The sequence below is a fragment of the Congregibacter sp. genome (assembly GCF_965660375.1).
Taxonomy (GTDB): Bacteria; Pseudomonadota; Gammaproteobacteria; order Pseudomonadales; family Halieaceae; genus Congregibacter.
Map to the genome: position 1 here is coordinate 16075 of NZ_CBFHZO010000057.1, position 11034 is coordinate 27108.

The following is an 11034-nucleotide window of genomic DNA, read 5'->3' on the forward strand; positions in this document are numbered from 1 at the left end:
TAATGGATATTCAACGCACGTTACTCATCGGCGCGATCATGCTCTTATCGTTTATGTTGCTCACCGAGTGGGTAAATTTTAAAGCGGTAAAAGATGAGGTTGTAAGCACCGAAACGCGATTGACCGCCAGTCCTGAGACACAAATAACGGATACGCTGACCGAAGATCCAGCCGCTACGGGTGATTTACCATCAGCAGCCACTGCACCCACTACCGCTACACCCACTACCGCTACACCTGATACCGCCACCAGCACCGAAGATCTCCCTGCCGTTGGCGCTGCTGTGGATACGAGTACCGAACATGCCGGCACAAGTTCTAGCAACAACATCATTCAGGTTTACACAGACAGCCTGCAGGTCGCTATAGATCTGCAGGGCGGCGATATTGTGGAGGTAGCCCTGCCGAAGTTCCTGGCCGATATCGATGATCCCGACACCCCATTTGTGCTGCTTGAAAACAATTCCCGCCGCGTCTATGTCGCCCAGAGCGGACTTATCGGCAAGGATGGCATCGACAGCAAATCCCGAGCGAATTACCAGAGCACAGCAAGCCGATACGAAATGGGCGCCGCTGATACGCTCGAAGTTGACCTTACCTGGACAAACAACGCAGGTATCTCAGTTACCAAACGGTTTCACTTCAGTCGGGACAGCTACGTCGTCGATGTTGATTTCATTATCGATAACCAAAGCAGTGACGCCTGGCAGGGAAACCTCTTCGGCCAGATAAAACGGGACAGCAGCGCTGCAGATTCCGGCGGTGGCGGGAGCATGGGCATGCAACCATTTTTGGGTGCAGCGACCACCATGCCTGACGATCGCTTCAAAAAGTTCAGCTTCGATGATATGCGGGATGAACCCTATCGCAAGCAGAACAGCGGCGGCTGGATCGCCATGATCCAGCACTATTTCTTAAGCGCCTGGATTCCCAATCCTGATAAGACCCACACCTATAGCACACGGGTGACCAACAGCGGGTTTAATATCGCCGGATTTACCAGCCCGGCCGTTATTGTTGCACCGGGTGCTCAACAGGAAGTAAGCGCCCGCTTCTACGCTGGCCCAAAAGATCAGTACAGCCTTCAGAAAATATCCCCCTTCCTGGAACTGAGTGTGGATTACGGCTGGCTGTGGTGGGTCGCCCAACCGTTGTTCTGGTTGCTCACCAAAATATTCGCCATTGTGGGTAACTGGGGTGTCGCGATCATCCTGCTCACAGTGCTCATCAAGGCCGTGTTCTTCAAATTGTCCGCCACCAGCTATAAGTCCATGGCCAACATGCGTCGGGTACAGCCGAAAATGGCAAGTATCCGCGAAGAGTACGCAGACGATAAACAAAAACAGTCCCAGGCAATGATGGAGCTGTATAAAAAGGAAAAGATCAATCCCATGGGCGGGTGTCTACCCATTCTGGTGCAGATGCCGGTGTTTATCGCCCTGTACTGGATGCTCATGGAAAGCGTGGAGCTTCGCCATGCACCCTTCATGCTGTGGATTAACGATCTATCGGTCATGGACCCTTATTTCGTGTTGCCGCTCATGATGGGCGCGAGCATGTTCTTTATGCAGAAGCTCAATCCTCCACCACCAGATCCCATGCAGGCGAAAATCATGCAGTGGCTTCCGGTTATTTTTACCTTCTTCTTCCTGTGGTTCCCTGCAGGACTGGTGCTCTATTGGGTAGTTAACAATCTGCTGTCCATGGCGCAGCAATACGTTATCACCCGGCAAATAGAGAACGCCGGCGCCAAAGCCTGATTCACCCGCTATGAATTTAATGGTGGGTGACAGCGATACTATCGTCGCTATTGCCACCGGCTCGGGTGCAGGCGGTGTAGGTATCATCAGGCTATCCGGCTCTCGGGCGTTTACTATCGCCGGCCGCATGACCGGCATTAAGGCTCAACCTCGACAGGCCCACTTTGTTTCCATCATTGATGGGCAGGGAGAAGTGTTAGACCAAGGCCTTCTCATCCAATTTCCGGGACCCCATTCTTTTACCGGTGAGGACGTGGCGGAGTTGCACTGTCACGGTGGACCGGTGCTCCTGCGCACGGTACTCCGGGAGTGTATCCACCATGGTGCCAGACAGGCGACTCCTGGAGAGTTCAGTCAGCGGGCTTTCCTTAACAATAAAATAGACCTGGTTCAGGCGGAGGCTATTGCTGACCTTATCAGCAGCAGTACGGAAGCGGCTGCGCGAAGCGCCAGCAGGTCGCTAACAGGTAGTTTTTCAGCACAAGTTGATGTCCTGCTGGAACAGCTTGTCCGTCTGCGTGTATTCATTGAAGCCGCCATTGATTTTCCGGAAGAGGAAATAGATTTCATCGCGGACAGCGATGTTCTGGAGCGCCTGGAATCCCTGGAGATATCTATCAATGAGCTCCTGACAAGCGCTCGACGGGGAAGAACGCTACGCGATGGATTAAAACTGGTCATCGCCGGGGCACCCAATGCGGGTAAGTCCAGCCTTCTTAACCAACTCGCTGAACAGGACACGGCTATCGTCACTGACATCCCCGGGACTACGCGGGATCTCCTTCGGGAACATATTCAGATCGACGGTTTACCGTTACACATCGTAGATACCGCGGGGCTACGGGACTCGGGAGACGCCATCGAACAGGAAGGTATCCGACGAGCCCGCTGCGAAATGCAAAGCGCGGATCATATTCTGCTGGTTGTTGATAACAGCGGTGAGTCAGCCCTGCTTGATGCAGCTACCCTCGCCAGCCAATACGAGGGCGACCTACCCAAGGCTGTACCCATCACTCTCATTCGCAATAAATGTGATCTACAAAAAATCCCTGCCTCCTTGACATCGAGCGCCACGAAGAACATTACGGAAATTTGTCTCAGTGCCCTGAGCGGCGATGGGGTCGATTTACTGCGCCGTCATTTGCTTACCACCGCGGGCATTGCTGACACCGGGAACTCCGACTTCAGTGCACGGGAGCGTCACGTTCTCGCTCTGGAAGAATGCGCCGGGCATCTCGCACAGGGCTTACTTCAATTAAAGGACCACGGGGCCGCAGAGCTCATCGCAGAAGACCTGCGCTACGCCCAGGATAGTCTGGGGAGTATTACCGGCTCTTTTAGCAGTGATGAATTACTCGGCGAGATCTTTGGCAGCTTCTGCATCGGCAAGTAGTGATAGGAAGTGATAGAGAGTGCGTATCCCCAGCTTACTCACAGCATTAATACATAGTGGTATAAAACCGGTATGGAAAAAGACGCGTCGGGGGATAAGCCGGTTTACTGCCGAAACGTCATAAGTTATCCCCTAAGCATGCAAACGTAGTACAGCGGTACTACAGGCCCTGTTTACAGGTTTATCATTGAAATAACCTGTTGATTTGAAATAAAAAAAACAAGTTATACGTAAAAAGATCGTCCCTAATAACAACATCTATAAATAAACATATCTATATAAAGGTACTTAATTAATTATTTAAATACGTCATTGCGTAACACCTTGCAGGATTTTGCGGCCCCCCTATAATCCGCGACCCTTTTAAACAGTAGTCAGAGAAATCGCAGTTGTAGGAAGACCACCTTGCATGAGGACCGCCAGCGTCAAGTAAGACATCAAGTGAGGCATCAGAAAGATAATCCTCTGGTATACGGACAAGAGCAGATACAATCGAGTCATGGACTATCCATCACATTTTGACGTCATCGTCATCGGAGGCGGACACGCGGGCACTGAAGCAGCGTTAGCCTCTGCGCGGATGGGTTGTGCGACTCTACTTCTGACCCATTCTGTCGACACCCTGGGACAGATGTCCTGCAACCCGGCCATCGGCGGTATCGGTAAGAGCCACCTGGTCCGAGAGATTGATGCTCTGGGCGGTGCCATGGCCAAAGCCACGGACCAGGCGGGCATTCAATTCCGTGTTTTAAATAATCGCAAGGGACCAGCCGTACGCGCCACTCGTGCTCAGGCGGATCGGGTGCTCTATCGCAATGCTATCCGCGCGATTATTGAGGCGCAGGAGGGCTTGCAGGTTTTTCAGCAGGCCGTCGATGATTTGATTATCGAAAACGAGTCCGTTCGCGGCGTAGTTACGCAAACCGGTCTGCGCTTCAAGGCCTCAAGGGTGATCTTAACCACCGGCACTTTTCTTGGCGGAAAAATGCATATCGGGCTTACGCGTTCCGCCGGTGGACGGGCTGGCGATCCGCCATCTAATACGCTCGCAGACCGATTGCGGGAGCTTCCCCTGCGAGTTGAGCGCTTGAAAACCGGAACACCGCCACGTCTGGATGCTCGCAGTATCGATCTGGAGAGTCTGGAAAAACAGTGGGGTGATACCCCCCGTCCGGTGATGTCCTTTTTGGGAGATCGCAGTGAACACCCCGACCAGCGCTGCTGCTGGGTGGCCTACACCAATGAGCACACCCACGAGATCATTCGCGCGGGACTTGATCGCAGCCCGCTCTACACGGGGGTTATTGAAGGCGAAGGACCTCGCTATTGCCCCAGTGTGGAAGACAAAGTGCAGCGCTTTGCTGACAAAACTTCCCACCAGGTGTTTGTGGAGCCTGAGGGACTAACGACCAACGAGCTTTATCCCAACGGGATATCCACAAGCCTTTCCTTCGATGTGCAGATGGAACTGGTTCGCAGCATCGCGGGTTTTGAGAATGCTCACATTACCCGTCCCGGCTATGCCATCGAGTACGACTTCTTTGATCCCCGGGATCTCCTGTCATCGCTGGAGACACGCTCCATCGCGGGTCTGTATTTTGCCGGACAGATCAATGGCACCACCGGATACGAAGAGGCCGCTGCACAGGGCTTGCTGGCTGGAATTAACGCTGCTCTCGCAAATCGTGAAGAGGCACCCTGGTGTCCCCGAAGAGATGAGGCTTACCTTGGAGTGCTGGTAGACGACCTGATCACCATGGGTACAAAAGAGCCCTACCGTATGTTCACCTCCCGCGCCGAACACCGATTACTCCTGCGCGAAGACAACGCCGATTTACGACTAACGGAACAGGGTCGACAGTTGGGTCTTGTGAGCGATGAGCGATGGGATCAGTTCAGCCGTAAGCGAGATATCATCGTTGAGGAACAGGCGCGACTTTCGCGGACTTTTGTGCATCCGGGAAGCGGTGCCGCGCAAAGCCTGAACGACAAACTCGGCAAGCCCTTGTCCAGAGAATACAGCTACGCCGAGTTGCTCAAACGCCCGGAACTTGATTACTCAGATATCGCAGCGCTGGATTCTGAAGGTGTGGATCATGAACAGGCCGCCCTGCAGGTGAGTATCCAGGCCAAATATGCGGGCTACATCGATCGGCAGCGGGACGAAATTGATCGCGTGCGCCGTTACGAGGGCTTGTCTCTGCCGCTGGATATGGATTACCAGCAGGTGTCAGGTTTATCCAATGAGGTTCGCGACAAACTCATTGCTCAAAAACCAGAAACATTGGGACGGGCATCGAGAATACCCGGAGTGACACCTGCAGCCATTTCCCTGTTGCTGGTGCACATGAAGCGCAAGCAGGGTGCGGCCAATACGGTTTCAGAAACCGACTCGGCTTCTGATTTGGCCCCTAAGTCGCCCCGGGGCGCCCAACAGCAGATTCGTTGATCAGTGCTTAAACCTTTAAGTCTAGGGCTTGCGAGTCTCGGCCTGGATCTCACTGAAGCGCAACAGCAGTTATTACTGCAGTACCTCAAACTACTTTCCCGCTGGAATCAGACCTATAACCTCACCGCGATCCGCGATGAACATGTCATGGTGACAAAACATCTGCTGGATAGTCTTGCTGTATTGCCCCATCTGCGGGGACAGCGATTTATCGACGTAGGTACCGGTGCCGGGTTACCGGGCATTCCCCTGGCTATTGCGCTGCCAGACAGGCACTTTTCGCTCCTCGACAGTAACGGCAAGAAAACCCGATTTTTAACTCACGCCAAAAACGAACTGGGGCTCGATAACGTTGAGGTTCACAAATTTCGCGTCGCCGACTTTGTCCCCCGGCAGCGCTACGACGCTGTGTTGTCCCGCGCCTTCGCTTCTCTCGATGATATGATAGCGGGCTGTCAGCATCTGTTGCTGCCCTCGGGAGAGTTTCTTGCCATGAAGGGGCAACGCCCTGATGATGAGCTGGAACGCATTGATTGCAAATCATTGCCCGTTTCAATCACTGATTTAGAAGTACCCGGATTGTCTGAGTACCGTTGTTTGCTGCGGATAGGACCCAGGGTAAATTTGGACCTGCAATGAAGCGAAGGACCTAGTGGCACGCATAATAGCTATCGCCAATCAAAAAGGTGGGGTTGGTAAGACCACTACCTGTGTCAATTTGGCTGCATCCCTGGCTGCGATGAGAAAGCGGGTCCTCCTGGTGGATCTCGACCCCCAGGGCAACGCCAGCATGGGGAGCGGTGTAGATAAGTATTCCCTTGAGCGCAGCGTTTATGATGTTCTTATCGAGGCATGTGGCGTAGCTGATGCTGTTCAAGAAGCCGGTGCAGGGGGATTCATGGTCCTGCCGGCGAACGGCGATGTCACCGCTGCAGAGGTGGAATTGATTCATGCCGACGGACGGGAGCGGCGCCTTCGAGCGGCACTGGGGCAGGTGCAATCCAGTTACGATTACATTCTTATCGATTGCCCGCCGTCGCTGAACCTGCTGACGCTGAATGGTTTGGTGGCCGCGGATGGTGTAATCATTGCCATGCAATGCGAATATTTTGCCCTCGAGGGTTTATCGGCGCTTCTGGACACCATTGAGCAGGTGCGTTCCAGTGTTAACGTGGGTCTGGAGGTCGAGGGCATTCTGCGAACCATGTACGATCCCCGAAACAGTCTTACCAATGCGGTTTCATCACAGCTGCACGAACATTTTGGTGAAAGGGTTTATCGAACAGTGATTCCCCGGAACGTGCGTTTGGCGGAGGCACCCAGCCATGGTGTACCGGCCATGCACTACGACAAGTATTCCCGAGGGTCCCGGGCTTACATGGCCCTCGCCGGTGAAATGATTCGACGTAAAGAGCGTCTCCTCTCCCCAGAAAACCGCGGGGGAGCATAACTATGGCCACTAAACGTCGCAGCCTTGGTAAGGGACTTGATGCTCTGTTGGCAGGTAGCCAGCGCTCCGAAGAACCCTCGTCTACGCCAGAAGTCGCTAGTTCGGAAAAGGGCTTGCTGCAGGAACTTCCCGTCGATCTGATACAGCGCGGTCAGTACCAGCCCCGACGGGACTTTGATCCCTTTGCACTGCAGGAGCTGGCGGACAGCATCAAGGCCCAGGGCGTGATGCAACCCATCGTCGTCAGACCCATCGCCAATGAGCGTTTTGAGATCATAGCGGGGGAGCGGCGCTGGCGCGCGGTGCAACAGGCAGGGATGGATACCATCCCCGCACTGATTCGGAATGTCTCCGATGAATCGACCATCGCAATGTCGCTCATCGAGAACATTCAGCGGGAGGATCTGAACCCTATCGAAGAAGCCTATGCCCTGGAGCGTTTGCAGAACGAATTCGAAATGACTCAGCAGCAGGTAGCGGATGCCGTGGGTAAATCACGCTCAGCGGTTGCTAATCTCCTGCGCCTGACCGCATTGGCACCCGATGTCCGGACACTACTTGAGCACGGGGATCTGGATATGGGGCACGCCCGCTGTCTCCTCACCCTGGATACTGACCACCAGGTCCAATTGGCCAGACGCGTGGTCGCCAAGGGCCTGTCTGTGAGACAAACAGAGGCCTTAGTGCGACAGCAACAGTCAGACAAACCTGCACAGCAGCCAAAAACGCTGGACCCCAATATCCGCACGCTGCAGGATGAGTTGTCACAAAAACTCGGCAGCGCCGTGCATATTCAACATAGGGCTAGTGGCAAGGGAAAGGTGGTCCTCAACTACGGTAGTCTGGATGAGCTTGACGGTATCCTGAGCCATTTAAAGTAATCGATGCTTAAGTGCCTTGTAGCTACCAGATGTGGCCGATGTGAGCGTGGTTTTCTCTACATCTAGTGGCTACCCTCATGACGTCCTTAGTCCTTGTATTTCTTTGGCTTTTTATTCCTCTAACAGCTCAAGCCTTTGCTTGAACGCGGTAGGTTTACCTCCTATAATGCGGCCGCCCAAATCAGGACGTACGAGTTAGTGGCGCAAGAAAGGGTGGGGGAAAAGGCTGTTCAGGCCGCGCACAAGACGCCCCCAAGGCCGCAATATCTGCGGACCACCCTCATCCAGATGATGTTGCTGTTGTTGGTGGCTCCAGGTGTTTACCTGGTGGCCGGTTTAGCCAGCGCAGTATCGCTGGTATGTGGCGCGATGTGCGCCATAGTGCCCCAGGCTTATTTTGCGGTACGCATTACCGCAGCGGCCCGGAAAAGTGCGCAGCACGCCGCGCGTCTCGGTTTGGCCGCGGAAGGCGGAAAATTTGTACTCAGTGCGGTGGCGTTTGCACTGACCTTTGCGGTTTTGCAGCCTGCGAAGCCCGGTTTGGTGTTTGCGGGCTTTGGCATGTTTTGGGTGATACAAGTGGTCGATGGTATTCGGCTGCTACGGGCACGATAGATGCTCAGGACAAGTACGTACGTACGAAAGTTTTACAGCTAAAGTCACGGGTTAAACGTAGGGCAGAAGGGCGAAAGCACAGATGGCAGGCGAATCTCAGACAATTTCAGACTATATCGTCCATCACCTGACGAACCTTACCTATGGGAAGTTGCCCGGTGGTTACCATCGCCACGATGGCAGTACTGTTCAGGAAGGCGGGGTTTGGACCATGGCTCACGGTGGTGAAGAAGCCGCTGCCATGGGTTTTAATGCCATACACATCGATTCCATGATCTGGTCCATAGGACTCGGTATTATTTTTTGCTGGCTCTTTCGAAGCATCGCCAAAAAAGCTTCTTCTGGTGTGCCCACAGGTATGACCAATGCGATCGAGATGGTCGTAGGGTTTGTCGACAATACCGTGAAAGATACTTTCCATGGCCGTAACCCCGTTATCGCACCGTTAGCGCTCACAATCTTCGTGTGGGTGTTTCTCATGAACCTCATGGATCTTCTGCCCGTCGATCTTATTCCCCATACCCTTATGTTGGTGGGCGTTGAGTATCAGAAAATCGTGCCTTCAACTGATCCCAATATCACTATGGGCATGGCCGTGGGTGTTTTCATCCTCATGCTTTACTACTCAATCAAAGTGAAGGGCTTTGGGTTTGTAAAAGAACTCACGATGAACCCCTTCAATCACCCTCTTTTTATTCCGGTGAACCTTTTTATGGAAGTGGTTGGTCTGCTGGCCAAGCCTTTTTCGCTGGGTCTGCGTCTTTTCGGCAACATGTATGCGGGCGAGATGATTTTCATTCTGATTGCTGCGTTGTTTAGCGCCGGTGTGATGTGGATGCTACCTGCTGCATTGATGCAGGTGGGCTGGGCAATCTTCCACATTCTGGTGATCACCTTGCAGGCCTTTATCTTTATGGTCCTGACCATCGTGTATCTCAGCATGGCCCATGAAGACCATTAATAGAACAAGCGATAACAGAACAAGCGATTTATACACTGGTTTACAAACGTACTTTTTAACTTTCAATACTGTGAGACTTTAGGAGAAAACAATGGAACTGATCTACGTTGCTGCTGCAATCATGATGGGCCTCGGCGGTCTTGGCGCTGCCATTGGCGTAGGCCTTCTCGGCGGTAAGCTGATCGAAGGTTCTGCCCGTCAGCCGGAACTTGCACCCAAGCTGCAAACCACCTTCTTTCTGGGCGCTGGCCTGGTAGATGCTATCCCCATTATCGGTGTTGGTATCGCTATGTTCCTGATCTTCGTTGTTGCACCTGGTGCAGCGGCCTAATACGCCGGATTACTTATCCCATGACGGCTGTTGCCGTCCGCGTGTTTTCGCAAGGAGCAGGTAGTGAATATTAACCTTACCCTCATCGGGCAAATGCTGGCGTTTGTAGCCTTCGTCGTCTTCTGCATGAAGTACGTATGGCCACCTATTTTGGCCGCGATGCAGGAACGTGAGCAGAAGATCTCTGAAGGCCTGGCGGCTGCCGACAAGGCAGGTCACGATCTTGAGCTGGCTAAAGAGAAAGCTGTCGAGCGTTTGAAAGAAGCCAAGGAAGAAGCGGCAGGCATCGTTGATGCCGCTAACCGTCGGGCTGCCCAGATCGTTGATGAAGCCAAGGAAGCGGCAGTAGCTGAAGCCGATCGCGTAAAAGCGGCGGCACAAGCTGAGATAGAGCAGGAAAGTAACCGGGCGCGCGAACAGCTGCGCGGTCAGGTTGCGACTTTGTCTCTGGCCGGCGCTGAAAAAGTTCTGGGTGCGAGTATTGACGCTTCGGCACACGCCGAACTCGTCGACACACTTGCCGCAGAGCTGTAGGCCGGCTTTATGGCAGAACTCAGCACACTGGCACGGCCCTACGCCCGTGCCGCTTTTGAATACGCCAACTCAGAAAACGCGCTGCATGAGTGGTTAGGCGAGCTTCAGCTCGTCGCTGCGGTGGTGTCCGATGAGGCAGTACAAACCCTTCTGGGCGACCCTTCGCTCACCACCGAAAAGCAGGCGGATGCGTTTGTAAACCTGATGGGCGACGAGCTCGGAGAGAGCCGCAAACGTTTTCTCCACGTCTTGGCGGAAAACCGTCGCTTGGGTCTGGTACCGAACATTCTCACCTTGTTTGCCCAGTTAAAGGCACAGCGTGAGCAGAGCGTCGATGTAGAAATGGTTTCGCCTTTTGAAGTGCCTGATGCAGTCCGAGACCGCATTGCCCAGGCACTCGGTAAGCGCCTCGACCGCGAAGTTGTCGTCAGTACCAGTATCGACAGCAGCCTGTTGGGCGGCGTACTGATTCGCGCAGGCGACCTGGTTATCGATGGCAGTGTTCGCGGGCGGCTGAATAAGCTTGCCGAAGCACTGACAAACTAGTTTTTGAGGAACAGATCATGCAGCAACTGAATCCATCTGAAATAAGCGATCTGATTCGCCAGCGAATCGATCAGCTGGACGTCAGCAGCGAAGCACGCAACGTCGGAACCATTG

The 11034-nt window shown here is 53.6% G+C and carries 11 protein-coding genes; all 11 read left to right on the forward strand.

Going from position 1 to position 11034, the window contains the following annotated elements; translation table 11 throughout:
• The first annotated feature begins 2 nt into the window (after nucleotides 1–2).
• The 11 genes from yidC (at nucleotide 3) to ACTG3T_RS05010 (ending at nucleotide 10920) form a co-directional block, all read left to right on the forward strand.
• A complete protein-coding gene (gene yidC / locus ACTG3T_RS04960; RefSeq protein ID WP_439101157.1) occupies nucleotides 3–1760 on the forward strand; it encodes a membrane protein insertase YidC in 1758 nt (585 codons plus the stop codon).
• 10 nt (nucleotides 1761–1770) lie between these two features.
• The gene (gene mnmE, locus ACTG3T_RS04965) at nucleotides 1771–3153 is read left to right on the forward strand and encodes a tRNA uridine-5-carboxymethylaminomethyl(34) synthesis GTPase MnmE (RefSeq protein ID WP_439101158.1); all 1383 of its coding nucleotides are present in this window, start codon (nucleotides 1771–1773) and stop codon (nucleotides 3151–3153) included.
• Nucleotides 3154–3652: 499 nt separating this feature from the next.
• Entirely contained in the window at nucleotides 3653–5602 is a 1950-nt protein-coding gene (gene mnmG / locus ACTG3T_RS04970; protein WP_439101159.1) for a tRNA uridine-5-carboxymethylaminomethyl(34) synthesis enzyme MnmG, read from the forward strand.
• A gap of 3 nt (nucleotides 5603–5605) precedes the next feature.
• The gene (gene rsmG / locus ACTG3T_RS04975) at nucleotides 5606–6241 is read left to right on the forward strand and encodes a 16S rRNA (guanine(527)-N(7))-methyltransferase RsmG (protein ID WP_439101160.1); all 636 of its coding nucleotides are present in this window, start codon (nucleotides 5606–5608) and stop codon (nucleotides 6239–6241) included.
• Between the two features lie 13 nt (nucleotides 6242–6254).
• Nucleotides 6255–7052 carry a ParA family protein gene (locus tag ACTG3T_RS04980; protein WP_439101161.1) on the forward strand — a complete coding sequence of 266 codons (798 nt, stop codon included), beginning with the start codon at nucleotides 6255–6257 and terminating at the stop codon, nucleotides 7050–7052.
• A gap of 2 nt (nucleotides 7053–7054) precedes the next feature.
• Nucleotides 7055–7933, forward strand: a complete 879-nt coding sequence (locus ACTG3T_RS04985) for a ParB/RepB/Spo0J family partition protein (protein WP_439101162.1) — start codon at nucleotides 7055–7057, stop codon at nucleotides 7931–7933.
• A 198-nt stretch (nucleotides 7934–8131) separates the two neighbouring features.
• Nucleotides 8132–8548, forward strand: coding sequence for an ATP synthase subunit I (locus ACTG3T_RS04990; protein ID WP_439101163.1), 417 nt, complete (start codon nucleotides 8132–8134; stop codon nucleotides 8546–8548).
• 82 nt (nucleotides 8549–8630) lie between these two features.
• Complete coding sequence (atpB, locus tag ACTG3T_RS04995) at nucleotides 8631–9509, forward strand: F0F1 ATP synthase subunit A (RefSeq protein WP_439101164.1); 879 nt, start codon at nucleotides 8631–8633, stop codon at nucleotides 9507–9509.
• 91 nt (nucleotides 9510–9600) lie between these two features.
• Nucleotides 9601–9840 (forward strand): F0F1 ATP synthase subunit C, encoded by a 240-nt coding sequence (gene atpE / locus ACTG3T_RS05000; protein ID WP_008293388.1) that lies wholly within the window; start codon nucleotides 9601–9603, stop codon nucleotides 9838–9840.
• A 63-nt stretch (nucleotides 9841–9903) separates the two neighbouring features.
• Nucleotides 9904–10374, forward strand: a complete 471-nt coding sequence (locus ACTG3T_RS05005; protein WP_439101165.1) for a F0F1 ATP synthase subunit B — start codon at nucleotides 9904–9906, stop codon at nucleotides 10372–10374.
• Nucleotides 10375–10383: 9 nt separating this feature from the next.
• Nucleotides 10384–10920 carry a F0F1 ATP synthase subunit delta gene (locus tag ACTG3T_RS05010; RefSeq protein WP_439101166.1) on the forward strand — a complete coding sequence of 179 codons (537 nt, stop codon included), beginning with the start codon at nucleotides 10384–10386 and terminating at the stop codon, nucleotides 10918–10920.
• Nucleotides 10921–11034: the final 114 nt, after the last annotated feature.